Raw genomic sequence first — 25,274 nt, 5'->3', positions numbered from 1 at the left:
AAACTGCAGTATTCCTGATGCCCCGCCCTGTAGAACACTGCCTCGCCCTACCGATTGGCGGCCTCTGAACGCTCAACAATGTTCTTTGGCGAAATACGCAAGCAGGCTTTTGTGAATATCTGTGATGAAGCCCTGACAAGTTTGAACAGCGGCGTGAGGCTTTTTTCGCTGAACACTCTAATTAAATTAAATAAAAGCCGGCTTAAATGTTTACTTGATGAAACACCCTGACTATTATTGCGCCACTGTACCCTGTCATCCAGCGCCCAACATAAGGTAGTCCTCATGTCCTTGATCAACGAATACCGTGCCACCGAAGAAGCTATCAAAGAGCTGCAAGCCCGTTTGAAGAACCTGTCCCAAGACGACAAACTGCAAACCGAGCTGGAATTCGAAGGCAAACTGCGTACCCTGATGGGCGAATACTCCAAGTCCCTGCGCGACATCATCGCCCTGCTGGATCCAGAGTCCAAAGTTAAAGCACCACGCGGCGCTGTAAAAACTACCGGCACCAAGCGTGCTCGCAAGGTTAAACAATACAAAAACCCGCACAACGGCGAAGTCATCGAAACCAAAGGTGGCAACCACAAGACTCTGAAAGAGTGGAAAGCCAAGTGGGGCGGTGACGTGGTTGAAGGCTGGGCTACCCTGCTGGGCTAAGCCGCAACCCGCTTCGCAGGTTCATTTGCGAACACCAGAAAACGCCAGCCTTCGCTGGCGTTTTTTTATGCCCCGCTTTCAGGTATTTGTACCGATTGTTTCAAAGCTCCAAACGCTTGCGTAATGAGTCGACATACTCGCGCCACTCGTCCAGTACCTGTTGCTGAATCGCTGTAGCACTAAGCGACCATTGCACCATTGCCTCATTAAACCCCTGCAAGGTATTGGGCGCTCCCCATCCGGCGTCTGACAAACGTTGCTGACAGAATAATCTCCAGCGCTCGTGCTCCTCGTGACTCAAGGTCTCGGGAAAGTTACGGGCTCGATAACGAAATAATAATTCCGGCAAACGTTCATCATCGAACGGCCATTGCTCTTGCGCTAATTGCATCGGGTCCGCATTTCGGACTTGTTCGCATAAACGCCGGTCCCGATCGCCAATGAAGCCGTCGTATAACTGTTGTTCAGGGTCCTCGCTCGGCGTGAAATCCTCGCGGGCATAAATGGCCAGAACTTTATCTCGCCATACTTCTTGTGCGTCACTTAGACGCAGTGCACGCGCCTCATATTGCGCCATGTCCAGTTGCAATCGCTGCTGGTCTTCGGCGCGCAACACCGACAACGGTGCCACCACCGGGCAACGGTTGATGTGAATCAGTTTGAGCGGCACCGGTAATTCGCCTTCGGCCAAATCCTCGCGGCGAGTGTACAAACGCTGACGCAAGGTCTCGGCGTCCTGATCGAGTAGCCCCTGCGGGTCGAGATGCAGGTCGCAGACAATCAATGCATTGCGATTGCGCGGGTGCCAGGCCAACGGCAAGACCACCCCGACATAGCTGCGGGCTGCCGAGAAACGTCCGGAGATATGCACCATCGGTTGCAACAGCCGGATCTGATCCATGACCTTCTGCTTGCTGCGCAGCTTGAACAGCCAGTCGTAGAGTTTCGGCTGCTTGTCGCGGATCAACCGCGCCAAGGCAATCGTCGCGCGCACGTCGGACAACGCATCGTGAGCCTGGCCATGGTCAATGCCATTGGCGGCGGTCAGGCGTTCGAGTTTCAACGTGACACGGCCGTCCTCTTCGGGCCAGACGATACCGTCCGGGCGCAACGCATAGGCCGCACGCACCACGTCGATCAGATCCCAGCGACTGTTGCCGCCCTGCCACTCCCGCGCATACGGATCAAAGAAATTCCGGTACAGGCTGTAACGGGTCATTTCATCATCGAAGCGCAAGGTGTTGTAACCGGCACCACAGGTTCCGGGGGCCGCGAGCTGCGCATGAACCCGGGTCATGAAGTCGGCCTCACTCAAGCCGTGCTCCGCCAGGCGGCCGGGGGTGATGCCGGTAATCACGCACGCCGCCGGGTGCGGCAGGATGTCGTCGCTTGGCTGGCAGTAGAGATTGACCGGCTCGTCGATCTCGTTGAGGTCGAGGTCGGTGCGAATCCCGGCCATTTGCAGCGGACGGTCGCAGCGCGGTGAGATGCCTGTGGTTTCGTAGTCGTACCAGAAGATGGAGGTCACGGGGCGTTCCTGAACTTGAGACGGGCGAAGTCTAGGCGCTCAAACGCGGCGCCGACCAGCAATCTTGCTATTCAAGCATTTCTCGTCGATACCTTGTCATACATAGTTATGTCGTTAGCGCTGCGAAGGCTGCTAGCATCGAGTCGGTATTGAATCCACCTCAGGTTGATCATGCGCATGACGTCAGCACTGCCAAGGAAAGCAACGCTGCCCCCGCCACTGGACACGCGGTATCAGGTTGAAACGCCGGAAGGCATCGATCTGCCACTGCGACCGGCCGGGTTGATGCCCCGTGTACTGGCATTTGCCATCGACCTGGGGGTGCGCGGGCTGGTGCTGGGCTTGCTGTTTATGCTCCTGGCCTTGCTGGGGAACGTCGGCATCGGGCTGGGCTCGGTGCTGCTGTTTCTGGTCAGTTGGTGGTACATGGTGCTGTTCGAGGTCCTCAACCAGGGCCGCTCGCCGGGTAAACAGCTGATGGGGTTGCGCGTCGTGCATGACGATGGAACGCCCGTTGGCTGGCCGGCCTCGCTGATCCGCAACCTGCTGCGGTTCGTCGACATGCTGCCGTTCGGCTACAGCCTCGGCGCCATCAGTTGCCTGCAGCATCCGACCTTCAAACGGCTGGGCGATATTGCGGCCGGCACACTGGTGATCTACCGCGAACAAGCGGTCACCCGACCACAGATTCCGCAGGCGCCGGCACTGCACCTGCCCTTTGCGCTGACCCTCAATGAACAACGCGCAGTGCTGGGTTTCGCCGAGCGTCAGGCGGAGCTCTCCAGCGAACGGGTCAATGAGCTCGCCAGCATCCTCGCCGAGCCGCTCCACGTTTCACCGCCCCATGCAGTTGCCAAGCTCAATGGCATCGCGCGCGGTTTGCTGGGGCCGACATGAAGCAGAGCCTTTTCGAAAATCGCCATCGGGCCGAATGGGATCAATTTTCCCAACGACTCGATTTGCTCGAACGGGGCAAAGCCGACGCCATCAATGGCACAGCGTTCCCCAAGGATTACCGGCGGTTGTGCCAGCACCTCGCACTGGCACAGGAGCGCGGCTACAGCAGCTACCTGATCGACCCTCTGCAACAGCTGGTCCTGCGCGGGCACCAACAGCTTTACCGGCATCGCGGCCGGGTCGGCGCCCATCTGCTGGCCTTTGTCCTCGCCGGTTTCCCGCGACTGGTTCGTGAGCAATGGCCTTTCGTGCTGGTCTCAAGCCTGCTGTTTTTCGGCTCGCTGATCGGCATCGGTGTGCTGGTTTACCTGTTCCCCGAGCTGATTTATAACCTGGTCCCGGCCGGGCAGGTGTCCGAGATGCAAAGCATGTACGACCCGGCAGCCGGTCACCTGGGGCGCATGGGTGAACGTGCAGCCAGCGATGACTGGGTGATGTTCGGTTACTACATCATGCACAACATCGGCATCGCCTTTCAGACCTATGCCAGCGGATTGCTGTTTGGCCTGGGCAGCGTGTTTTTCCTGTTCTTCAACGGTTTGATGATCGGTGCGGTCGCCGGTCACCTGACGCACATCGGCTACGGGGAAAACTTTTGGTCGTTCGTTATCGGCCATGGTGCCTTCGAACTCAGCGCCATCGCCCTGGCCGGCGCCGCTGGCCTGCAACTGGGCTGGGCGCTGATCGCCCCCGGCCGCTTGCCACGCAGTGAAGCACTTCGCCTGGCGGCGCATAAAAGCGTATTGATGATCTGCGGCGTGATGCTGTTTCTACTACTTGCCGCGTTTATCGAAGCCTATTGGTCATCCCGCACCGGGCTTGCCCCGTTGATCAAATACCTGGTGGGCGCAGCCCTCTGGTTAGTGATGGCGACTTACCTGATGGTTGCCGGACGTACACGCCATGCGCCTGAGTGACGCCAGTGTGGTCATCCGCCCTCGCACCACCTGGGAAGCCATGGACCTCGGCGTACTGCTGAGCCAGCAACATCGCCGCCTGCTGATGACCAGTTGGGCAATCGTCACGCTGCCGGTGTTTGCCCTGCTGAGCCTGTTGCTGTGGGACTCGCCCTCAATGGCCGTGCTGCTGTTCTGGTGGTTGAAACCGGCCTTCGAACGGCTGCCGCTGTACATCCTCTCCAGCGCCCTGTTCGGCGAGACCCCGACCTTGAGGCAGGCGTTGCGCCAATGGCCGCGACTGCTCAAACCACAGCTGCTGGCCAGCCTGACATGGCGGCGCTTTGGCCTGAGTCGCAGTTTCATCATGCCGGTCGTGCAGCTTGAAGCGCTCAGCGGTCTGGCGCGCGAGCAGCGCCTGGTCGTGCTGCAACAACGCGATCGCGGCGCAGCACGCTGGCTGACGCTGATTGGCGCACATCTGGAAGTCGCCCTGTGGATCGGCCTGATGGTGCTGTTCTATCTTTTGCTGCCCGCGCAAATCGAACTGAACTGGGACTGGCAAACGCTGATCGCCACCCCTGAGCAAGACTGGCTCTGGCTGGACCACCTGATCAATGCGCTCTACGCGCTGATCCTGATCATGTGGGAACCGATCTATGTCGCCTGCGGTTTCAGCCTGTACCTGAACCGTCGCACCCGACTCGAAGCCTGGGATATCGAACTGGTGTTCCGCCGTCTGCGCCAACGCCTGAGCAGCGTTGCTGCCTGCCTGCTGATGCTCGGGCTACTGTGGTTGCCCGCCACGCAGTCACTCTGGGCCGCCGAACCCGCCGACGCCCCCGACAGCCCGCGCCTGCTCCAGCAGCCGCTGACCAGCCAGGCCGCCAGCCACAGCATCAAGGCCATACTCGACACGCCACCGTTCAAGAACCCGCAGACCGTTACCCACTATCGCTTTGGTAAAGAAACGCCCGATCAACCTGCCGACACGCAAACACCGGGTTGGCTCAAAGCGTTTTTTGCACTGCTCGACAGCCAGCGCTTCGCCGGCCTGGCACAGGCCATCGAGGTGCTGCTGTGGGCGAGCGTCATCGGTGCCTTCGCGTTGCTGATCTGGCGCTACCGAGATTGGCTGCGGACCTTTGTCAGCCGCCGGCCGAGACTGCGCAACACGCCCGCACACCCGGCGCCGATGCAACTGTTCGGCCTTGACCTGGGCCGCGAAACCCTGCCGGACGATATCGCCGCCAGCGTCGAAAGCCTCTGGTCGACCCAGCCCCGCGAAGCCCTCGGGCTGCTCTACCGGGCCTTGCTCAGCCGTTTGCTGCACGATTTCAACCTTCCGCTGAAAACCGCCGACACCGAGGGCCAGGTGCTGGAACGGGTCCAACAGCTACAAGAACCGGCCCTGCAAACCTTCAGCAGCACGTTGACGGTGCACTGGCAGAACATGGCCTACGGGCATCGCTTGCCTCCGGCGCATCTGCAACAGGAACTGTGTGACGGCTGGCGGGCGTTGTTCGGCCCGGGAGCCGCACGTTGAATCGGCGCCTGATGCCTGGCCTGCTGATTGCCGGGCTGCTCGCGGCATTGGCGGTTTATCTGTACCAGCAGGCCACGCCCTATCAGGAAGTCATCGACCACGGTCCTTCCCCCGAAGCCCGGGCCAACCCGTACCTGGCGGCCGAACACTTTTTGCGTCAACAAGGGCTGACCGTGACTCACGCCAACAGCCTCGACATCCTGCCGTATCTGGAACCGCATCAACAAAGCCTGTTACTGCTCGGTGATCGCGCCAACATGACCCCGCGCCAGGCCGATCAGCTGCTGAACTGGACCCGTGCCGGTGGACGTTTGCTGTTTGTGGCCGAAGCCTTGTGGGATGAAAAAACCGGCAAGAGCGGCGACCTGCTGCTCGACCGGGTGCAACTGCATCAATCCATGAGCAAGGATCTCGGCAATCCACCCCCTGGCGCCGAAGCAGACCCTTACCCGAACCTGACCAAACTCTATCTCGAAGACGAAGACGCTCCGGCCTACGCCAGCTTCGATCCGCAGTTCCACCTCGAAGACCCGAAAAACCTCGCGCAGTCCTGGGCCAACAGCGCACTGGCCACTCACATGATGCAACTCAGCTATGGCCTGGGTTCCATCACGGTGGTCACCGACGCCGAATTGTGGAAGAACCCGAACATCGACCAATACGACAATGCCTGGCTGCTCTGGTACCTGTATTCGGACACCGGCGTGACCCTGCTTTTCAATATCGATCACGACAACCTGCCGACCTTGCTGCTGCGTTATTTCCCGCAGGCACTGGTGGCGCTTATCGCGTTGATCGGCCTGTGGATCTGGCATGCCGGGTTACGTCAGGGGCCCGTGCAGGCACCGGCCCCCAAAGCCCGTCGGCAACTTCAGGAACACTTGCGTGCCAGCGCACACTTCATGCTGCGCCGCAGCGGTCAGCAGAGCCTGCTGCAGACTCTGCAACAGGATGTACTGCGCCGCGCCCGACACCGTCACCCAGGCTTCGAACAACTTGGCGTCGCCGAACAATGGCAGGTGCTCGCGCGCCTGACCGGTCAACCGACCCGCGCCATCAGCCAGGCACTCAGCCCGCGGACCGAACAGCGGTTGTCCAGCGCTGAGTTCAGCCGTCAGGTCGCCCACCTGCAAACCCTCAGGAATGCCTTATGAATGACTCCATCGAACCTGCCGGCCTGACCCATGCCGCCCAACAACGCCAGCGCGCCAGCCAACTGGCGCAAGCGGTGCGCCTTGAATTGCAGAAGGCCGTTATCGGCCAGGACGTGGTCATTGACGATGTGCTCAGCGCACTGATTGCCGGTGGCCATGTGCTGCTCGAAGGTGTTCCGGGGTTGGGCAAGACCTTGCTGGTGCGTGCCCTCGCCCGCTGCTTCGGTGGCGAGTTTGCGCGTATTCAGTTCACCCCGGACCTGATGCCCAGCGACGTCACCGGGCATGCGGTGTACGACCTGCAAACCGAACAGTTCAAACTGCGCAAAGGCCCACTATTCACCAACCTGCTGCTGGCCGACGAAATCAACCGCGCACCGGCGAAAACCCAGGCCGCGCTGCTCGAAGCCATGCAAGAACGCCAGGTCACCCTTGAAGGCCGCGCCCTGCCGATTGCGCAACCGTTCATGGTGCTGGCGACGCAAAACCCGATCGAACAGGAAGGTACTTACCCCTTGCCCGAAGCGGAGCTCGACCGTTTCATGCTCAAGGTACGCATGGACTACCCCGACGCCGCTCAGGAGCTGGACATGGTTCGTCAGGTCAGCCGCTCGACCCGCGCCGACATGCTCGATGTGCAACCGCTGCGCACCGTCCTGCAAGCCAAGGATGTACTGGCCTTGCAACGGATCGCCAGCGACCTGCCGCTGGACGAACAGGTGCTGGACTACGCCGTGCGCCTGGCGCGCACCACCCGCAACTGGCCCGGCCTGACCCTCGGCGCCGGCCCACGGGCGACGATTGCCCTGGTGCGGGTCGCGCGGGCACGGGCGCTGCTGCGCGGTGGCGAGTTCGTGATTCCGGATGACATCAAAGGCTGCGCACTGGCCGTGTTGCGCCATCGCGTGCGCATTGCCCCGGAGCTGGATATCGAAGGGCTGGAGGTCGACCAGGTGCTCAGGCAGTTGCTTGATCAGGTTCCGGCGCCAAGGATATGAATGCCTCCACCCCAATGAGATCCGTAGCCTGCGTTCGAGTGCGTAGCGCTCGCAGGTTTGCAGGTTTCGTTCTTTCATATAGATGGCGTATTAGCCGTTTGCGAGCGCTACGCACTCGAACGCAGGCTACGCCAGCTGCTACAGGAGAAAGGCGCGCGCAACGTTGTACCTTCAGGAGTCGGCTGAATCGATGAAACCCACCCGCCTCTTGCTGATCTGGCTTGCGGTCCTGCTGGGCCTGAGCATCGTGCTCGGTGCTTTCAGAGCCTTAGGCTTCAGCGTTGCGCCGAGCCTGTTGTCGATCAACTGGGGCTTGTTGCTGGCGCTTCTATTGCTGGCGCTACTCGATGCCGTCCGGCTGATGCGCCTGCCGTCGCCCGTCGTGCAACGCCAGATGCCCGGCAGCCTCGCGCTCGGGCGCTGGAGTGAAGTCCATGTGGAGATTGCGCACGACTATTCGCAACCACTGAACGTGCAACTGTTCGACCACGTCCCCGACGGCCTGAGCTTCGAACACCTGCCGCACTCGGTCGAACTGCAACCCGGCCAGCACAGCCTGATCAGCTATCGCCTGCGCCCTCTGCGGCGCGGTCATTTCAGCTTCGAACGCTGCGAAATCAACCTGCCCAGCCCTTTCGGTCTATGGTCTGCCCGGCGCTACCTGAACGTCACCGACAGCACCCGCGTCTATCCGGATTTCGCCCGCCTGTATGGCGCGCAGTTGCTGGCCGTCGACAACTGGCTGAGCCAGCTCGGAGTCCGCCAGCGGCAGCGGCGCGGGTTGGGTCTGGAGTTTCATCAGCTGCGTGAGTTTCGCGAAGGCGACAGCCTGCGTCAGATCGACTGGAAAGCCACCGCCCGCCAACGCACACCGATTGCCCGGGAGTACCAGGACGAGCGCGACCAGCAGATCATCTTCCTGCTCGACTGCGGTCGCCACATGCGCAGCCAGGATGGTGAACTGGCGCATTTCGACCATGCGCTCAATGCCTGCCTGCTGCTCAGCTACGTGGCGTTACGTCAGGGCGACGCCGTGGGCCTTTGCACCTTCGCCGGCGATCAACCACGCTACCTCGCACCGGTCAAAGGCACCGGCCAGCTCAACGTGTTGCTCAACACTGTTTACGACCTCGACAGCAGCCAACGCCCGGCCGACTACCAGGCCGCCGCCAGCCAATTGCTGGCCCGGCAAAAACGCCGGGCGTTGGTGGTGCTGGTGACCAACCTGCGTGACGAAGACGACGAAGAACTACTCAGCGCAGCCAAACGCATCGGTAAACAACATCGGGTGCTGGTGGCCAGCCTGCGCGAAGAAGTTCTGGATCAGTTACGTCAAACACCGGTGCAAACCTTGCCTGAAGCGCTGGCCTATTGCGGCACGGTTGATTACTTGAATGCCCGGGCCGCACTCCATGAACGCTTGAGCGCCCATGGAGTGCCGGTGCTGGATGTGCGGCCCAGCGAACTGGGCGCGGAGTTGGTGACGCGGTATTTGAGCTGGAAGAAGGCCGGGGTGCTTTAGTCAAAAACGCCAGGCTGAAATCGGGCCGCAGTATGGCGCTGTCTGCTCCGACCGCTTACTCAGTCCACGTCACTATCACGTCCCTTTCCTTTTTGGCTGAACTACCGGTGCTATCTTCTACCTTAGCCGTGAGTTTCTGACGCCCCAGCAGGAGTGTACTGAATGTATTGCTCGTCCTGCCGTCATCATCTGTGGTTGTAGGGGCTAAAGGCTTGCCTGCGAAACTCCAGAGCACTATCACATTCTTGACAGGTTGACCTGTGATGCGATCAACCACCACTGCGTCGGCATTACCAACGGAGCCGGCCCCTATGGACACCCAATGCAAACGCCTGAGTCAGTACTGTCAGGTAATACAGTGTGCTCAACGAGAGCTCGTGCTTGTCCTCAAGGTTCATCCAGGCGCGGTAGCCGTAGCTCAGGTGATCCTCCAGAACCGCTGTGCCAAGGTCGAATTTCACCGCCACTGCACTGCGACGGCGGACCTCGGCCAGCAATATCAGAAGCCCCCCAGCTTCGTCCTCTGCCCGTCGCCGGTAGGCCGACACCTCATCGTCCTTAACCCTTTGTTCAAGCGCTTGCCCGAGGACCTGATAAACAGTGCCCCCCGCCCAGGTCAATACCAGCACGACCAGCTCCGACCTCAACCCCGCGTAAAGCGCCAGGCATTCCTTGACCACCGACACCTGGCCCGCCCTGGCCAGGAGCAGCACCTCGAGCATTTTCTCGACGATCGGCGCGCGTGAGGCCGCATCGCCTTCGCCAATGCCGGCCCTGACCGCCACATCAAGCAGCTCGCGGGCGTACGTCAGGTAATCGCGCTCGTTCGCTTCCGCTTGTGTCAGCACCAAACCTTTGTGGTCGACCAGTGCGGCCAGCAAGTCCAGCCAGTCAGCTCCACCCGCCAATGGTGGAACACCGGCCATCAGTAATGCGGCATTGGAAAACAGCGCAGCGCTCAGCAGGCTTTGCAGGTGTTCGAACAACTGGCGCTCATCCGAGGATGCTGCCGGCGGCACCGTATTGGGCGTAACCTGCTGCAGCATCCAGGCCATGGGCAGCTCATGCTCAGTGCACCAGTCAACACACGAGTTCATGCCATAAATCACGTCCAGCACACTGGGTATGCCTGGCTGCTTGTTCGACTGGATCCGGGGCACACCGGCCAGCGCGTTGAGCCAGCTGACGCCCCCCAACGTCATGAGCAACACGATGGCCTCCACCGGGGTAATACCCAGCATCCGGGGCAGCTTCACCATGCGGAAAAAGCTCGACAGCGTCTTCACGTCACGTTCCAGCGTTTGCTTGCGCCCAAGCGCCTGGGCAATGGCCTCCGCCAGGTGACGGTAAGTGTGCAGGTTGATCCCCAGGGCATGGCAGATCTTATGGACGGTCAACCCCTCCTCGCCAGGGGCAGGGGACACTGGGAACGTGCAATCACCGATCTGCAACGGCTCGGAAGAAAACGGTTGCGCGTTGAATACCCGATCAAACTGCGAGAGCACTTCACCACGACCAAAAATCGACAGTTCATGGATAAACACAGCGAAGTCCTCGGCGCTACAACCACAGCGCTCGCGCAACTCCTGAAACAAGCCAATGGCCTGCAGCGTGTTATTCGATATCCAGCACTTGTGTTCTGGCGGCTGAGCGTGAGCCTCGGCATTGATGGCCGCCATGAGCAACGCATCGACCTGATCGGGAGGCAGCCCCAACCATTGGTCCAGACGCAACTTGCGGTTCATGCGGTCGACGCGTGAGTTGCTCCAATCCGTCAACCGGTGAAGGAAGCTCCCCGCGTCCTCCCCGAAATCGATACCGACAGAAGGGGTCTCGCCCGCATTAAGGTAAACCGACCCGGACTGCGCGCCCGTTGGAATCAACGATGCGTCATTTTTATTTAGAGGCACATTGGCAGACCGCGTCGGGGCAAAACTTCGAATCGACAGCAACGCCTCAAGCTGCCGCGCCTCAAGTTTTGTCTTTTCGCAGAAAAACGGTACCTGATAGATATTCCGATGCTCGAGACCATAGGTTCCGAAGTTCAGTGTATAAAAGCGCTCCACTGCGCCGTCGTCCCCGGCATTAAGTGGCGACTCGATCAACAACGCCTGCTGATAAGGCCCCAACCCCAAAGCCTGTAACAAGGCTCGCCCCGCATGACCGCCCCACCCATAGGGCGACAGAAAATACGGAGAAGCCGGGTCAACCACCCGCGCCATCTCCCCCACCGACAGGTCATGATGCCGGGCGACAAAATCAATCGTCGTCCAGGCACGGGAGTAGGGCATTCCATTGGGAAAGCGGGCCTCGCTCATGGCGTCATCTACGTCAACGTCCCCCTCGCTGTGAGCCTTGATGAAGGTTTCCAGTACCGGGATGATGATGTCCACCGAGGACACTGATTGATGAACCGATATGAAGTCGATAAGCGACGGTTCAATGTCCCTGCGTCGATCCATGAGCGGCATCATTCTTAGGTCGGGGTTCTGGTTATCCTTGTCGCCATGAGGCTCAATGTGATTGCGGATCCGCATCAGCAGCCAGATCAGATACGCCACCGGCGAGGTGATGGACTCCAGCGCGTCAGGCGGGCACAGCGCATCGAAATCGGTGGAAAACAACTGCTCGTAACTCGGTCCCTCGACCATCGACAACGGCCCGCTCAGCGGCTTTCTCTGCGGGGGCTTTGCGCCGGTCAAGGTCTGCTCGATGAACTGACGCTGCACATGGAATGCCAGTGCATTGGCGCGCCGCAGAAAGTGTTGCGCATCGGTCGGACTGATGCCGAAGTCACGCACCAGGCCATGGACGCCCTTTTCCACCAACGTAAAAACCGATCCTCCTTGCCTGATGTAACGCCCCAGCAATGCATAACCTTTGCGTCTGCGCAGCTTCGGGGGAAACACCTGGTTGTACAGCTGCAGGAGGGGGGCGGGAGTCTTGCGAGGAGTCTTGGTGGCCGCCATGGTGAAGCTCCTGGTAGGGATGACAGTGCGTTGCGACGTTCTATTCAATAGCCGGATTGGGCGCCCGCGCACGGCTGGCGTCTACTGTCATAACTGACAGTAGCGTCGACCGTTCGTCGGAGTCGTGAACGGGACTATTCAGATGCTGACTTCGACGGGACCACCTCGAAGCGATTGCTTTCGGCCCAGTCAGAGTGCACAGGTGGGTCTTGCGGTCCATCCGCAAGGTGTTGCTTAAACCGGAGCCAGTTCCCCCCCGGTTTCAGCGCCTTATTGGCCGTAGCCTGCCACTCCGCGCCAATGACCTTGATAGCCACCGCCAACGTCTCATCAGGGTTGAACCAGTCCGTCAGCACACCCTCACCGTCCTGGCCTTCGCCTTTAACCTGGACCAGGTCGGTGACCCAAGGGCCTGTCGAATTGGGCGTCGCGCGGCTGCATCGTGGCACCCGCCACTCCGTTTTTACCTTCGATGGTCAGGTTGGGGCCAACCTCTTCATCTTGCTGAGGTTTAGTAATGATTGGTTGATCAAGAAACCTGTGCACACTAAAGGTCTTGCTCGCCTCCGGCGAAGTCTCCCCATTGAATATTTGGAACACCTTAACCGTATGCACCACCTCGGGTGCAAAGGGAGTGGGACGCTCAAAGCACCAGTCGCCGGTCTCACCTGAAATGGGGTGAGTGTCGGGGCTATCACTGAAGACAAGAATGGCCTCAGCCCCGGGCCAGCAGATGCCCTCGAAGATGGGCGACATCCCGTTCTCGATAATCGCGGTGATCCGTCTGCTGAGCTTGTACAGAGTGCAGGCCTGAGAGAGAGTTTTTAGCCGATACTTCCCAGAGACCTGAGACGGGCACCTTAATCCCGTCTGAATACGCGATCGAGTGATTTGAAGAAGACACCACGACGATAGTGGCATCGGCACTCCCGGCCCCTTTGAATTTAAGAGGATTGGACACAAGGGAGCCTGAGCTGGGCAAGGTAATCGTGGGCGGGGGGGCGGTAACGTTGATAGTACGGGCCAGCGCGTAGAGTGTGCTCTCGAAGTAAACTTGTTCTGCCGTCATTGAATAGCGCCCAAACGGCAACTCTCGATTAACGCCTACGGTCCACGTCCCTGTATCTGGAATTTTTACTGTTTCACTCCAAACGGTATTCGCATCATGTGCTTTAACTAATCGTAGCGACGCACCAGGTGTTCCCCTCCCGGTAAATGTTGGCTGTCTCCCGGTAGATTCGCCCTCATTCGGCAAATCGATAACCGGAGTGATAATCTTCGCAACAAAGCTTACATACCCCCAATCAGTCCAGCTAGAGTTTGAAACCTTTATCCGGCAGCCGAAAGTGTAGCTGCCACCCGCCAACTCCAGTGTTCTTTTCATCCCTACCAGAATCTGCGTATTCCCCGTATACATTTTATTATTTGTTATATCTTTTAATTCGTAGGGCCACTCACCGAGAAACACACCCTCTACCATCGCGTAAAATTTCACGGGAGAATTCACAGTTGCATTATTGGCAGGCTCAATGAATGAGGTTACAGCCATGGGGTTTTGTGGACTGTCATCGGCCATTGCTTATAACTCCACTAGTGAGATTAATCACGCATGGCTGTTTTGTATCTCATCAACAAAAAACAGTTAACCTGTCATAGTTGACAGTTCTGACGAACGGTAGTCGATCCGAGACCAACGCTGACAACCCACACGAGTCCTCATCCCGGGGCTACATCTCCTTGCGCCGCAGCCTACAGATCCGCCAGAATCCGCCGGCTTGTGCACCTTGGCCCTGGCTTCTATTGTTCTCGTGTCGCTGCCCATCAGCGATCGGGTTTAGTCGCTCGGAGGTTACACGTAGGTGCACTGCGCTCCAGATGGTCAGGTATTCCCTATCCCTGAACTCTATGGTGGCTGTGCGCAGGGCGCCCTCGGGCGCGCCGGTTTTTCGTGTTTCCTCCCGGTCGACTAACCTGCGTTCAGCCGCCACCCCTCGTTTAGTCGCGAGTCGGTGGCAGCCCCACTCAAGGAAACAGGAAAATGTTCAAAGCTACGCCGAATCCCCCCGAATACGACAACGTTTCCCCCTACGATTCCCCCGACTCGAAAAAGCTCCACGCCGCCGCGCACAAGGCGCTCGATCACTACCTCAAACCCGGCACCGGCAACCCGCGCGACTATGAACGGCGTTCGCTGAAGTTCTTCGCCGTGCTCCCCGATATCAACAACGAAGCCCTGATGGCTTACACCTACGAGACATTCTGCTCGGTGAGCACGCTGATCCTCGACCTGTCCGATGACCTGGAAGACAAGCACCGCAACCTGGCGCTGGCGATCCATCAATTGACCGAGCACGGGTTGTTGTTGGTCGAGAAGGCGCTGGACAACGAGTACCCGATCCAGCCAATCAACTACGGGCTGCAGCTGTAGGCGCCTTGGGTGGCGGCTGGCTTCCCGGCCTCCACCCAAAAAACACCACCGCAAAACCTTGAGACACCCCCATAGCGGCTGTCGAGCCTGCGAGGCGGCGTTCGGCTGCGAAGCAGTCGTGAAATCAGGCGACGCGGTCTTTCAGTAAAACCACGTACGCAGGGTTGGCGAGGACTGCGTCCTCGAACGCAGCCTCGCAGGCTCGACAGCTGCTACGGGCTACGGGGCGGTGTTTCTGGCAGTGAATGTGCGTAGAAGATCAGACCGAAGCCGGCATCGGGTAAAAGCTGAAGTACTGGTGCAAGGCACTCACCAGCTGCCCGTATTCAGGCGGTGCGCGTTGCACCTCGAAACCGGCGTCGTAGTGGTGGGGGGTGGCGTCTTCACGGCACCACAGGCAACGGGCACGCAGGTCGATGACTTGCAAGACACCTTCGCTGGCGGGGATTTTCAGGCGCAGGTCAAACGCTGCACCGACCATCATCGGCAGCGGGCAAATGAGCATCAGGCCATCATCCGTGACATTGCCGATAAAGCCGACAGGCTTGTCGGTGACGCTGTTGAACACTCTCAGAAAATACGGCAGTTGATGCCGCTCGATCCGGCGGTCAGTGAACAGGCTGTTTATCACGATGGAAAGCCCCCTGAGCAGGGTCGTACTGATACTTCGGAACGTGCCTGCCAGACAGGAGCGCTCTCCCCGATTCCGGTGCGATCGTCGCCGCTGCCGGTCACAGGTATCAACGTGATTTAGGTTGAACATTCTAAAACGCGCTAATCGAAGATTAGCTCAAGGCGGGCACACCCCAAGCCTTTAAATGCCCGGGTATCGACACATTTTTCTGCCTAAACCGTCGTAGCAGCTGCAGAGCCCGCGAGGCTGCGTTCGAGGACAACGTCCTCGTAAACCCTGCAGACGCGGTATTACTGAAAGACCGCGTTGCCTGATTTTACGACTGCTTCGCAGCCGAACGCAGCCTCGCGGGCTCGGCAGCTGCTACAGGGGCGGTCTTGCAGCGTATTTCGACGTTTGCTTCAAAGACCTGCCGCATTACAAAGGCGCGGGCATACTTTTGGCGCTGCTGCGCGGTGGGTACCAGCCCAGCGACTGCAAGGTTTCCAGCCGTGCGCGGGCGCGGTACGCGTACTCGTTGTCCGGGTACTGGGCAATGATGAACTGGTAGGTCTGGGCCGCGTCGACGTAGAGCTTCTGGCGTTCCAGGCACTGGCCGCGCAGCATCGACACTTCCGGCTGTATATAGCGCCGCGCCCGGCTGTTGCGATCGACCTGGGACAACTCGAGCATCGCGTCCTCGCAATTGCCTCGGTCATAAGCGCGGTAGGCGTTGTTCAAATGATGGTCCATCGACCAACGGGTGCAGCCCGTGGCGCTGAGGGCAAGGGCGGCAATGAGCACGAATCGCATGGGGGTTCTCCTGTCTTGTGCTCTGTATCGACCCGTCGGCGAAAATCTTCAATCACCGGATCAAGCGAAAAAAGCCCACTGAACCGCCAAGGCTCAGTGGGCTTTTGAACACCGGAAACTGTGTCGGTCAGATGACTGTAAATGTTCGAGGTGATGACCAAGGAGATACGACACCGTTAAGGGTCTGGTGTGCCTGAATCCGATGCACACCTTTGGGCAGGTTTTCAGCAAAAGGACCTGACCAATGACCGTCCGCCGCCGCGACGAGTTTCAAATGCAAATGGCTGGGGTCCCCTGCCTTGGCAATGGTAACGACGGCACCTGCCGTAGCGGTTCCCGATACCCTGACCTTGTTGTGCTCTGTTGCACCCTCTGCCGGTTGAACGATTACCGGAATAACCAGTACCTGAGTAGCCGTGGTCATATGTTCATCTCCTTGACTCGTCATTTATTAACGAGGTTCCAGAGCATTCAACCCCGCCCCCTGATGCCTGCCTACCTGTTAAAACTAACAGTGCCGACAAACGGTAGGTGCTTCTCATTGGACGGTTACGAAAATTTTCAGGAATGTTCGTTTCAATAAACAAACGAAAAAGTAGTGCAAACGAACAATGACTACACCCACGGACCGTAGTAGCCTCACTCAGCGCTTGAACTCAGGAGTCTCTGCATGTCCGTCCGTCGTACCAAAATCGTCGCTACCCTTGGCCCGGCCAGTAACTCGCCGGAAGTTCTCGAACAGCTGATTCTGGCTGGCCTGGACGTCGCCCGCTTGAACTTCTCCCACGGCACCCCCGACGAGCACAAGGCTCGCGCCAAGCTGGTGCGTGACCTCGCCGCCAAGCACGGCCGCTTCGTCGCCCTGCTGGGTGACCTGCAAGGCCCGAAAATCCGTATCGCCAAATTCGCCAACAAGCGCATCGAACTGAAGATCGGTGATCAATTCACTTTCTCCACCAGCCATCCGCTGACCGAAGGCAACCAGCAAGTGGTCGGCATCGACTACCCGGACCTGGTCAAGGATTGCGGCGTGGGCGACGAGCTGCTGCTCGACGACGGCCGCGTGGTGATGCGCGTCGATACCGCCACCGCCACCGAACTGCATTGCACCGTGACCATCGGCGGCCCGCTGTCGGACCACAAAGGCATCAACCGTCGCGGTGGTGGCCTGACGGCTCCGGCCCTGACTGAAAAAGACAAGGCCGACATCAAGCTCGCCGCCGAAATGGAAGTCGACTACCTCGCCGTGTCCTTCCCACGTGACGCCGCCGACATGGAATACGCCCGCCAACTGCGCGACGAGGCCGGCGGCACCGCCTGGCTGGTGGCGAAGATCGAGCGCGCCGAAGCCGTGGCCGATGACGAAACCCTCGACGGCCTGATCAAGGCCTCGGACGCCGTGATGGTCGCCCGTGGTGACCTCGGTGTGGAAATCGGCGACGCTGAGCTGGTGGGTATTCAGAAGAAGATCATCCTGCACGCACGCCGCCACAACAAAGCGGTGATCGTCGCGACCCAGATGATGGAGTCGATGATCCAGAACCCGATGCCGACCCGCGCTGAAGTGTCCGACGTGGCCAACGCCGTGCTCGACTACACCGACGCCGTGATGCTCTCGGCGGAAAGCGCCGCCGGCCAATACCCGCTCGAAGCGGTCCAGGCCATGGCGCGGATTTGCATCGGCGCTGAAAAGCACCCGACCAGCAAAACCTCCAGCCACCGCATCGGTAAAGTGTTCGAAAGCTGCGACCAGAGCATCGCGCTGGCGGCCATGTACACGGCCAACCACTTCCCGGGCGTGAAGGCGATCATCGCCCTGACCGAAAGTGGCTACACGCCGTTGATCATGTCGCGCATCCGTTCCTCGGTGCCGATCTACGCGTTCTCCCCGCACCGCGAAACCCAGGCCCGCGCGGCCATGTTCCGTGGCGTCTACACCGTACCGTTCGACCCGGCATCGCTGCCGCCTGAGCAAGTCAGCCAGGCCGCGATCGACGAGTTGCTCAAACGCGGCGTGGTCGAGAAAGGCGACTGGGTCATCCTGACCAAGGGCGACAGCTACCACACCATCGGCGGCACCAACGGCATGAAGATCCTGCACGTTGGCGACAAGATGGTCTGAGTTTCGGACCGTTGAAACGCAAAAGCCCCGTCATGTGAATGACGAGGCTTTTTGGTTTTTGACCCTGGACATGCGTCGCCCGGTCCGCCCCCATCGCGAGCAAGCTCGCTCCCACAGGGGGTTTGTAGTGGACACAAATTGGGTGAACACCTCAAATCAACTGTGGGAGCGAGCTTGCTCGCGATGAGGCCCGCCCAGTCAACAAAAATCCAGGCTCTGTTGATAAACCCCGACAACACCGCAATCGCTTCCGGCGAACGCAGCCACTGGACAAACAGGCTGCCCTCCTCCTCGATCGCTTTGCGCAGTTGCTGACGATCCGACGCCGCCATCAATCAAGAATAAAAGCGCAACGCCAACACCACACCTGTCAGGTTTGACAGTAGACGCCCTCTCCGTTCAACCCCTTTAATTGATTCCGTCCACTGCTGCTATCGCTGTCATCAAGGCGTACGTGCGCTTGGTTGTTACGGCTCGTCGTTGGCAGTTCTCGACGGATAACTCACTCCCATTAAAGGAATAGAACGATGAGCCAGTACACAGCACCGAACGCTCAAGTCGACGGTGATCTTGACCTGGAATTTGGCGAAGACAAAGACGGTAAAGTCATTCTGCAGTTTCCCAATGCCCGAAATACGACAGGTGAATGTATTGCCGAAGGCCCGAACGGCAGGATCTACGTCGGTGGAGGCGTCGACGCCAATGACGATGGTATCTACAAGCTAGGCATTGCCTGCCTGCACACGGATGGTACTTTAGTTACGGCGTTCGGCAAGGATGGTTACGTAGTCGTACATTTTGGCCCCATGCAAGACACCCACTTGTGCCAGATCCTTTTTCTCGAGGTCGGTGGTCAACCCAGAATCCTGCTGTCCGGTATCGATAGGAAAAAAGGTGAGGTTGTGCTGGCTCGCCTTCATGACGACGGGCGTTTGGATGAACGCTTTGGTGTGAAAGGCCTGCTGACGGTCAAACCGCCTGTAAACCTTGCCAAAAGCCTTGGCCTGGGCGCTACACCGCTGACGACCACCAGCAACGGCGCCTCGGGGCCTTGCACGGTGGCGGATGGGAAAATCTATGTGGTCATGGAAATGTACATGCCGATCTGGATTGCCCTGGTTGCGCTGCTGATTCGGCTCAACGATGACGGCTCGTTTGATACCAGCTTTAACAAGACCGGTTGTGTCCCGGTGACCAATCAGCACTGGGGCAATAGCACCATCAAAGACGTTCTGGTGCACAACGGAAAAATCACCGTGTGCGGAACGCTGGCAGGTAAAGGCATGGTGGCTCGTCTCAATGAAGACGGCCCCTTTGACGAAGGCTTCGCCGACAAAGGGTTCGCACTGCTCGCCGACCCCGAACTCACGTTCGAAAAGCTCGCCCTACTTGGCGCAGAAGAGGTTCTTGCCGCAGGTTGGGGGTTGTCTCCACGCAAAGGAGCGCTGGCCTGCTTCGCCAAGAACGGCCAACTCGATCCAACATTCAATAGCGGCAAGCTGCTGTTTCAATCCTTCGCGGCAGGCAGCAACGTCCTGTTTTATGGCGTCGGCCAATTCAATGGAAAAACCATCGTGGCCGGAAGAATGGGACCGACAGGCGGTGATCCCTCATTCGTGGTGGCTCGCCACCTGAGTAATGGAACACTGGATACGGACTTTGGTCACGGGAAAGGCTATAGCTCTGCCAAATTCGAGGACCATTACACGGTCGCCAATGCCATGGCTCTGCAAAAGAATGGGAAGGTATTGGTAGTTGGTACCGGCGGCAAGGCAGCCCTCATCGCCCGCTTCCTGAACACCACAACCTCACGTTGAAATACAGTGCAGAACCGCCCCCGTAGCAGCTGTCGAGCCTGCGAGGCGGCGTTCGGCTGCGAAGCAGTCGTAAAAACAGGCAACGCGTTATTACCAGAAAACCGCGTATGCAGGATTTGCGAGGACTTCGTCCCCGAACGCCGCCTCGCAGGCTCGACAGCTGCTACGGACGGATCTGCAACCTTCAGGTTCTGTTGATAAACCCCGACAACGCCGCAATCGCTTCCGGCGAGCGCAGCCGTTGGACAAACAGGTTGCCCTCCTCCTCGATCGCTTTGCGCAGTTGCTCGCGGTCCGGGGCTTTCATCAACTGCTTGCTGATACGCACCGCTTCGGGCGCCAGTGTTTCGAAGCGCAATGCCATCTCGCGCGCCTTGGCCAGTGCGGCCTCGCCATCAGGCAGCGCGGCGGTGGCGATGCCCCAGGCGGCGGCCTGTTCACCGCTGAATCCTTCGCCCAGCAGCAACAGCTCGGCGGCCTTCGCTTGCCCGAGCAAGCGCGGCAGGATCAGGCTGGAACCAAACTCCGGGCACAACCCGAGGTTGACGAATGGCATGCGCAACTTCGCATCCGTGCTGATGTACACCAGGTCGCAATGCAGTAGCAAGGTGGTGCCGATGCCCACGGCGGCGCCGGCCACCGCAGCGATCACCGGTTTGCGGCATTCCAGCAAGCTGCGCATGAACTGGAACACTGGGCTTGCGAGGTCGCTCGGTGGTTCTTCAAGAAAATCGGCGATGTCGTTGCCGGCGGTGAAGCATTGGTGGGTGCCGGTGATCAATATGGCGTTGATCTCGGGGTCGGCGTCGGCCTGTTGCAGGGCGTCCGCCAACTGGCTGTACATGGCGCGAGTCAGGGCGTTTTTCTTGTCCGGGCGGTTCAGGCGCAAGGTCAGCAGCCCGCGCTCACGTTCCAGCAGGATGGCGTTGGTCATGGTGAGTCTCGTGAAAGTGATTTCGCGCTCAACCCCGCGGCACGAACACATCGGCCAGCAGTTGATTGCGCGGCAGCCCTGCCAGGTACAGGCGCCGGGCAAAGGCGTCGACACTGTCGGGGTGCCCGCAGAGTAAGGCCAGGGTTTGCCGGGAAACAAGGCGTAATTGCGCCAAAGCCGCCGACAACTCAGCCGCCGTCAACAGCTCGACGCTCAGGTTGGGACGCTGTGCAGCCAGTGCGGCCAAGGGTTTGGCCAGGTAATGCTCGCTGGCATCATGGGCCAGGTGAATGACCCGAATGGGGCCTTGATGATCCTGGCGCAACGCCTCGCGCAATACGCCGAACAACGGCGCCAATCCGGTGCCGGCCGCCAGCAGCCACAACGGTTGGGTTTGCCAGTCGGGGTCGTAGTGCAGCGCACCGCCGCGCAATTCGCCCAGGCGAATCGGGTCGCCGATTTTCAGCACGCGTGCCGCATCGCTGAATTCGCCCGGCAAGCGGCAGTCGAGGTGAAACTCCAGAAAGCGATCTTCCTGCGGCAGGCTGGCCAGCGAATACGGGCGTGCTACGTTCCCGGCCCACAGCACCAGATGCTGACCGGCCTGATAACGCAGGGGACGCTCAGGCTGCAAACGCAGGCGCAATACGCTGGGGCTTAACCAGTCGGCCGCCTCAACGGTGGCCGGCAAGCCATCACGCAGCGGATCGAACACCGCCACGTGCAGGTCATCGACGACCTCGCACTGACAGGCCAGCCGCCAGCCTTGCATACGTTGCTCGGCGCTCAGCGCATCGGGGCGTCGATCGCTCACCTCGCCTTTGACGCATTGCACCAGGCACGCATGGCAACTGCCGGCGCGACAGCTGTAGGGCACGTGCATGCCCTTCTGGTTCAGGGCATCGAGCAGGTTGCTGCCCGCGGCCACCGACCACTGAAGTTCGCCCACTCGCAACTCAGGCATCGATGTTCTCCCAAGCCGCGGCGCAGCGATTGCGACCGTCGCGCTTGGCGCGATAAAGCGCCTGATCGGCACGCTGCAAGGCATCGTCCAGATTATCGCTCGGCTCTAGCAAAGTCATGCCGGCGGACAGGCTCAGGTCCTGCACGTGCAGACCGATCAGCTCGACCTCGGTAAAGGCAATGCGCAGCCGCTCGCAGCAGGAGGTCAGGCGCTCGGGATCACAATCGGGTAGCAACAGCACAAATTCCTCACCACCATAACGCGCCAGCGCATCATCTTCACGCAGGCAGGCCGTGGCGACACCGGCGAACGCCTGCAACACCTGATCGCCGGCCGCATGGCCATACTTGTCGTTGATGCGTTTGAAGTGGTCGAGGTCAATCAGTGCCAGACCATGCACCGCGCCCTCTTCCATGCTGTGCAGCTCGCGCGAGGCCAGACGCAGAAAATGCCGGCGGTTGAACAGCCCGGTGAGTTCGTCGGTGGCCGCCAGGTCTTCGAGTTGGCGCATCATCCCGCGCAAGGTGTCTTGATGCGCCTGCAAGGCAAACCGCCGCTTGCGCATGCGTTGGCGCGAGGTCTGAACGTAGCGGGCATACAGCGTCAGCCAGACCAGCACGATAAACAACACGCAGACTTGCAGCGCCGCCAGCGCCGGGTCGGCCAGTTCGAGGTGATAGCCTTCCCAGAGGTTAAGGCCTGCAAAGCTTACAAAAACCAATACCGCACACCGGACAAACGCTCGGCGCGGCAGATGGAACAGGCCGAACAGCAGAATCAACAGGTAAAACACCAGAAAGGCGCCACGGGCCACGTCCAGATGAGCGATCACCCAGGTCTGCCAGCCCAGTCCCAGCAGCACCTGAACTTCGGTCAGGCTGGGGTCGGCAAAGCGCAGATTGCGCCCGGTGGAAAACACCGCGAACAACACTGACTGGCTGAGTATCACCAGCAGCGTGCCGATCACTGCACCGCGCACCGGCCCTTGATAGTGACCACTGAGAATCGCCAGCCACAGCAGCAATAACACCAGCGCATACGTACCCGTCGCCAAAATGAAGCGCTTGAGTAACAGACTCTGGATAGCGTTATGGGTCAATCGTTGACTCACCGGGTGAAGGGGGGCTGATAACAGTCTCCGACTCTGGAATGCCGGATGCCACTTTAGTGTTGCACCTCAAGAATGACCATTCAAATTTGGGGCGATAAAGTACATCGATCCCTTCTGGTGAGGGGGCAAAAGCCGCCACACGATCCGTAGCAGCTGGCGAAGCCTGCGTTCGGCTGCGCAGCGGCCGTAAATCCTGCCTCCACGGTTAATCTGAAAAAACGTGGTGTCTGATTTTACGACTGCTTCGCAGCCGAACGCAGGCTTCGCCAGCTGCTACAGGGAATATGCCGAGCCTGAAATCCCTGGACTTACCGGCATTAGGGCTTGCCCCTCGCCACAACTGCCCTGTCGTCTGAAAGTCGGTGTTGTGGCATGCGACCAAGGTTTGACTGCCGGCGGGTGTGTCCGGCTTCGAGGCGCGGTATACTGCCGCGCCTTTTTAGCGTCGCGCCAGCAACCCCGGCGTGCCTTGAAAGGTGTTTGCAGCCGACCGATGCACCCCAACTGCAAGCACCTTATTGAATGTTCCCGTCTTTTAGAGGAGCGCGACTCATGACCGTGATCAAGCAAGACGACCTGATTCAGAGCGTTGCTGACGCCCTGCAGTTCATTTCCTACTACCACCCCGTGGATTTCATCCAGGCGATGCACGAGGCTTACCTGCGTGAAGAATCGCCGGCCGCCCGCGATTCGATCGCGCAGATCCTGATCAACTCGCGCATGTGTGCCACTGGCCACCGTCCGATTTGCCAGGACACCGGCATCGTCACCGTGTTTGTCCGCGTGGGCATGGACGTGCGCTGGGATGGCGCGACCATGGGCCTGGACGACATGATCAACGAAGGCGTGCGTCGCGCCTACAACCTGCCGGAAAACGTCCTGCGTGCCTCGATCCTCGCCGACCCGGCGGGCGCTCGCAAGAACACCAAGGACAACACCCCGGCGGTGATCCACTACTCGATCGTTCCGGGTAACACCGTGGAAGTCGACGTGGCAGCCAAGGGTGGCGGTTCCGAGAACAAGTCGAAAATGGCCATGCTCAACCCGTCCGACTCGATCGTTGACTGGGTGCTGAAAACCGTTCCGACCATGGGCGCTGGCTGGTGCCCACCGGGCATGCTCGGCATCGGCATCGGCGGCACCGCCGAGAAAGCCGCGGTGATGGCCAAGGAAGTGTTGATGGAATCCATCGACATTCACGAGCTGAAGGCCCGCGGCCCACAGAACCGTATCGAAGAGATGCGCCTGGAGCTGTTCGAGAAGGTCAACCAACTGGGCATCGGCGCCCAGGGCCTGGGCGGCCTGACCACCGTGCTCGACGTGAAGATCATGGATTACCCGACCCACGCCGCTTCGTTGCCGGTGTGCATGATCCCCAACTGCGCCGCCACCCGTCACGCGCACTTCGTGCTCGACGGTTCCGGCCCGGCGTCGCTGGAAGCGCCACCGTTGGACGCCTACCCGGAAATCGTCTGGGAAGCCGGCCCGTCGGCCCGCCGCGTCAATCTCGACACCCTGACGCCGGAAGAAGTGCAGAGCTGGAAGCCGGGCGAAACCGTCCTGCTGAACGGCAAGATGCTCACCGGTCGCGACGCTGCGCACAAGCGCATGGTCGAGATGCTGAACAAGGGTGAAACCCTGCCGGTAGACCTCAAGGGTCGCTTCATCTACTACGTCGGCCCGGTCGATCCGGTGCGCGAAGAAGTGGTTGGCCCGGCGGGCCCGACCACTGCAACGCGGATGGACAAGTTCACTCGCCAGATCCTCGAGCAAACCGGCCTGTTGGGCATGATCGGCAAATCCGAACGCGGCCCGACAGCGATCGAAGCGATCAAGGACCACAAGGCGGTTTACCTGATGGCAGTCGGCGGCGCGGCTTACCTGGTGGCGCAAGCGATCAAGAAATCCCGCGTGGTGGCGTTCGCCGAACTGGGCATGGAAGCGATCTACGAGTTCGACGTGAAAGACATGCCGGTGACCGTTGCGGTCGACAGCAAGGGCGAGTCGGTGCACATCACCGGCCCGGCCATCTGGCAGAAGAAAATCAGTGATAGCCTGGCGGTAGAAGTGCAGTAAGCCTTTAACCGCTGGAAAAGAAAGCCGCGTTGTTTGCAAAAACAGCGCGGTTTTTTTTCGCCTGCCTTCCGCGCAAGACGTTATAAACAGATGGCGATAAAAAACCTTGCAGTTAAGCGTATTCGTTCTAGAAAAACCCTTCTCACCTGTCAGGTCTGACAGGTTA

21 protein-coding genes and 1 pseudogene are annotated in these 25,274 nt (G+C 59.6%); 11 read left to right on the top strand and 11 right to left on the bottom strand.

All coding sequences use genetic code 11. The annotated features are described in order from the left end of the window. Positions 1-285 precede the first annotated feature (285 nt). Positions 286-660 (top strand): histone-like nucleoid-structuring protein MvaT, encoded by a 375-nt coding sequence (gene mvaT / locus AC1DIG_RS06285; protein WP_005790963.1) that lies wholly within the window; start codon positions 286-288, stop codon positions 658-660. Positions 661-760: 100 nt separating this feature from the next. Here mvaT and sbcB read toward each other — a convergent pair whose 3' ends face one another. Further along, positions 761-2,188 carry an exodeoxyribonuclease I gene (sbcB, locus tag AC1DIG_RS06280; RefSeq protein ID WP_477766597.1) on the bottom strand — a complete coding sequence of 476 codons (1,428 nt, stop codon included), beginning with the start codon at positions 2,186-2,188 and terminating at the stop codon, positions 761-763. A 171-nt stretch (positions 2,189-2,359) separates the two neighbouring features. Here sbcB and AC1DIG_RS06275 point away from each other — a divergent pair, with 171 nt between their 5' ends. The 6 genes from AC1DIG_RS06275 (at position 2,360) to AC1DIG_RS06250 (ending at position 9,261) form a co-directional block, all read left to right on the top strand. Next, positions 2,360-3,085 (top strand): RDD family protein, encoded by a 726-nt coding sequence (locus AC1DIG_RS06275; RefSeq protein WP_477766596.1) that lies wholly within the window; start codon positions 2,360-2,362, stop codon positions 3,083-3,085. Then, positions 3,082-4,062 carry a stage II sporulation protein M gene (locus tag AC1DIG_RS06270; protein ID WP_477766595.1) on the top strand — a complete coding sequence of 327 codons (981 nt, stop codon included), beginning with the start codon at positions 3,082-3,084 and terminating at the stop codon, positions 4,060-4,062. The genes AC1DIG_RS06275 and AC1DIG_RS06270 overlap by 4 nt, the downstream gene beginning before the upstream one ends. Continuing rightward, positions 4,049-5,587 carry a DUF4129 domain-containing protein gene (locus AC1DIG_RS06265; RefSeq protein ID WP_477766594.1) on the top strand — a complete coding sequence of 513 codons (1,539 nt, stop codon included), beginning with the start codon at positions 4,049-4,051 and terminating at the stop codon, positions 5,585-5,587. Before AC1DIG_RS06270 ends, AC1DIG_RS06265 begins: the two co-directional genes overlap by 14 nt. Then, entirely contained in the window at positions 5,584-6,741 is a 1,158-nt protein-coding gene (locus AC1DIG_RS06260; protein ID WP_477766593.1) for a DUF4350 domain-containing protein, read from the top strand. The genes AC1DIG_RS06265 and AC1DIG_RS06260 overlap by 4 nt, the downstream gene beginning before the upstream one ends. Further along, positions 6,738-7,739, top strand: a complete 1,002-nt coding sequence (locus AC1DIG_RS06255) for an AAA family ATPase (RefSeq protein ID WP_477766592.1) — start codon at positions 6,738-6,740, stop codon at positions 7,737-7,739. The genes AC1DIG_RS06260 and AC1DIG_RS06255 overlap by 4 nt, the downstream gene beginning before the upstream one ends. A gap of 190 nt (positions 7,740-7,929) precedes the next feature. Beyond that, a complete protein-coding gene (locus tag AC1DIG_RS06250; RefSeq protein ID WP_477766591.1) occupies positions 7,930-9,261 on the top strand; it encodes a DUF58 domain-containing protein in 1,332 nt (443 codons plus the stop codon). A gap of 290 nt (positions 9,262-9,551) precedes the next feature. Here the strand turns inward: AC1DIG_RS06250 and AC1DIG_RS06245 are convergent, their stop codons facing one another. From AC1DIG_RS06245 to AC1DIG_RS06235, 3 genes are all read right to left on the bottom strand, one after another. Further along, the gene (locus tag AC1DIG_RS06245; protein ID WP_477766590.1) at positions 9,552-12,230 is read right to left on the bottom strand and encodes a Tc toxin subunit A; all 2,679 of its coding nucleotides are present in this window, start codon (positions 12,228-12,230) and stop codon (positions 9,552-9,554) included. Positions 12,231-12,611: 381 nt separating this feature from the next. Then, positions 12,612-12,986, bottom strand: a complete 375-nt coding sequence (locus AC1DIG_RS06240; protein ID WP_477766589.1) for a hypothetical protein — start codon at positions 12,984-12,986, stop codon at positions 12,612-12,614. Further along, on the bottom strand, positions 12,946-13,806 hold the full coding sequence (locus AC1DIG_RS06235) for a hypothetical protein (protein WP_477766588.1): 861 nt from the start codon (positions 13,804-13,806) through the stop codon (positions 12,946-12,948). Before AC1DIG_RS06235 ends, AC1DIG_RS06240 begins: the two co-directional genes overlap by 41 nt. Positions 13,807-14,268: 462 nt before the next feature. Here AC1DIG_RS06235 and AC1DIG_RS06230 point away from each other — a divergent pair, with 462 nt between their 5' ends. Then, entirely contained in the window at positions 14,269-14,658 is a 390-nt protein-coding gene (locus tag AC1DIG_RS06230) for a DUF6124 family protein (protein ID WP_477766587.1), read from the top strand. Positions 14,659-14,917: 259 nt separating this feature from the next. Here AC1DIG_RS06230 and AC1DIG_RS06225 read toward each other — a convergent pair whose 3' ends face one another. The 3 genes from AC1DIG_RS06225 to AC1DIG_RS06215 all read right to left on the bottom strand — a co-directional run bounded on the left by AC1DIG_RS06225 (position 14,918) and on the right by AC1DIG_RS06215 (position 16,508). Continuing rightward, positions 14,918-15,277, bottom strand: a complete 360-nt coding sequence (locus AC1DIG_RS06225; protein WP_477766790.1) for a PilZ domain-containing protein — start codon at positions 15,275-15,277, stop codon at positions 14,918-14,920. A gap of 432 nt (positions 15,278-15,709) precedes the next feature. Continuing rightward, positions 15,710-16,084: a tetratricopeptide repeat protein gene (locus AC1DIG_RS06220; protein ID WP_103315042.1), complete on the bottom strand. Its 375-nt coding sequence runs from the start codon at positions 16,082-16,084 to the stop codon at positions 15,710-15,712. Between the two features lie 127 nt (positions 16,085-16,211). Then, a complete protein-coding gene (locus AC1DIG_RS06215; protein ID WP_477766586.1) occupies positions 16,212-16,508 on the bottom strand; it encodes a hypothetical protein in 297 nt (98 codons plus the stop codon). Positions 16,509-16,754: 246 nt separating this feature from the next. Here AC1DIG_RS06215 and pyk point away from each other — a divergent pair, with 246 nt between their 5' ends. Beyond that, complete coding sequence (gene pyk, locus AC1DIG_RS06210; protein WP_477766585.1) at positions 16,755-18,206, top strand: pyruvate kinase; 1,452 nt, start codon at positions 16,755-16,757, stop codon at positions 18,204-18,206. A 215-nt stretch (positions 18,207-18,421) separates the two neighbouring features. Here the strand turns inward: pyk and AC1DIG_RS06205 are convergent. Continuing rightward, positions 18,422-18,541 (bottom strand): annotated as a pseudogene (locus tag AC1DIG_RS06205) (enoyl-CoA hydratase); the annotation flags it as partial. 192 nt (positions 18,542-18,733) lie between these two features. Here AC1DIG_RS06205 and AC1DIG_RS06200 point away from each other — a divergent pair. Further along, positions 18,734-20,023, top strand: coding sequence for a hypothetical protein (locus tag AC1DIG_RS06200; RefSeq protein WP_477766584.1), 1,290 nt, complete (start codon positions 18,734-18,736; stop codon positions 20,021-20,023). 184 nt (positions 20,024-20,207) lie between these two features. Here AC1DIG_RS06200 and AC1DIG_RS06195 read toward each other — a convergent pair whose 3' ends face one another. From AC1DIG_RS06195 to AC1DIG_RS06185, 3 genes are read right to left on the bottom strand one after another with little or no spacing between them, the layout of a single operon-like run. Continuing rightward, positions 20,208-20,957 carry an enoyl-CoA hydratase-related protein gene (locus AC1DIG_RS06195; RefSeq protein WP_477766583.1) on the bottom strand — a complete coding sequence of 250 codons (750 nt, stop codon included), beginning with the start codon at positions 20,955-20,957 and terminating at the stop codon, positions 20,208-20,210. Positions 20,958-20,985: 28 nt separating this feature from the next. Continuing rightward, entirely contained in the window at positions 20,986-21,921 is a 936-nt protein-coding gene (locus AC1DIG_RS06190; protein ID WP_477766582.1) for an iron-sulfur-binding ferredoxin reductase, read from the bottom strand. Further along, positions 21,914-23,020 (bottom strand): GGDEF domain-containing protein, encoded by a 1,107-nt coding sequence (locus AC1DIG_RS06185; RefSeq protein ID WP_477766581.1) that lies wholly within the window; start codon positions 23,018-23,020, stop codon positions 21,914-21,916. The genes AC1DIG_RS06190 and AC1DIG_RS06185 overlap by 8 nt, the downstream gene beginning before the upstream one ends. A gap of 564 nt (positions 23,021-23,584) precedes the next feature. Between AC1DIG_RS06185 and AC1DIG_RS06180 the strand changes: the two genes are divergently transcribed. After that, positions 23,585-25,108, top strand: a complete 1,524-nt coding sequence (locus AC1DIG_RS06180; RefSeq protein WP_007945624.1) for a fumarate hydratase — start codon at positions 23,585-23,587, stop codon at positions 25,106-25,108. Positions 25,109-25,274: the final 166 nt, after the last annotated feature.

Source organism: Pseudomonas sp. 05N431 (genome assembly GCF_056397005.1).
The sequence above is the reverse complement of the archived record's forward strand: the minus strand, read 5'-3'. Positions and strand labels throughout refer to the sequence as shown.

Excerpts from the sequence above, each read along its gene's own strand:
- AC1DIG_RS06255 (WP_477766592.1), top strand. The coding sequence starts at position 6,738 with ATGAATGACTCCATCGAACCTGCCGGCCTGACCCATGCCGCCCAACAA.
- AC1DIG_RS06275 (WP_477766596.1), top strand. The coding sequence starts at position 2,360 with ATGCGCATGACGTCAGCACTGCCAAGGAAAGCAACGCTGCCCCCGCCA.
- AC1DIG_RS06200 (WP_477766584.1), top strand. The coding sequence starts at position 18,734 with ATGAGCCAGTACACAGCACCGAACGCTCAAGTCGACGGTGATCTTGAC.
- AC1DIG_RS06245 (WP_477766590.1), bottom strand. The coding sequence starts at position 12,230 with ATGGCGGCCACCAAGACTCCTCGCAAGACTCCCGCCCCCCTCCTGCAG.
- AC1DIG_RS06190 (WP_477766582.1), bottom strand. The coding sequence starts at position 21,921 with ATGCCTGAGTTGCGAGTGGGCGAACTTCAGTGGTCGGTGGCCGCGGGC.
- AC1DIG_RS06265 (WP_477766594.1), top strand. The coding sequence starts at position 4,049 with ATGCGCCTGAGTGACGCCAGTGTGGTCATCCGCCCTCGCACCACCTGG.
- AC1DIG_RS06250 (WP_477766591.1), top strand. The coding sequence starts at position 7,930 with ATGAAACCCACCCGCCTCTTGCTGATCTGGCTTGCGGTCCTGCTGGGC.
- AC1DIG_RS06235 (WP_477766588.1), bottom strand. The coding sequence starts at position 13,806 with ATGGCCGATGACAGTCCACAAAACCCCATGGCTGTAACCTCATTCATT.
- AC1DIG_RS06195 (WP_477766583.1), bottom strand. The coding sequence starts at position 20,957 with ATGACCAACGCCATCCTGCTGGAACGTGAGCGCGGGCTGCTGACCTTG.
- AC1DIG_RS06180 (WP_007945624.1), top strand. The coding sequence starts at position 23,585 with ATGACCGTGATCAAGCAAGACGACCTGATTCAGAGCGTTGCTGACGCC.
- pyk (WP_477766585.1), top strand. The coding sequence starts at position 16,755 with ATGTCCGTCCGTCGTACCAAAATCGTCGCTACCCTTGGCCCGGCCAGT.
- AC1DIG_RS06230 (WP_477766587.1), top strand. The coding sequence starts at position 14,269 with ATGTTCAAAGCTACGCCGAATCCCCCCGAATACGACAACGTTTCCCCC.
- AC1DIG_RS06215 (WP_477766586.1), bottom strand. The coding sequence starts at position 16,508 with ATGACCACGGCTACTCAGGTACTGGTTATTCCGGTAATCGTTCAACCG.
- AC1DIG_RS06270 (WP_477766595.1), top strand. The coding sequence starts at position 3,082 with ATGAAGCAGAGCCTTTTCGAAAATCGCCATCGGGCCGAATGGGATCAA.
- mvaT (WP_005790963.1), top strand. The coding sequence starts at position 286 with ATGTCCTTGATCAACGAATACCGTGCCACCGAAGAAGCTATCAAAGAG.
- AC1DIG_RS06240 (WP_477766589.1), bottom strand. The coding sequence starts at position 12,986 with ATGTCGCCCATCTTCGAGGGCATCTGCTGGCCCGGGGCTGAGGCCATT.
- AC1DIG_RS06220 (WP_103315042.1), bottom strand. The coding sequence starts at position 16,084 with ATGCGATTCGTGCTCATTGCCGCCCTTGCCCTCAGCGCCACGGGCTGC.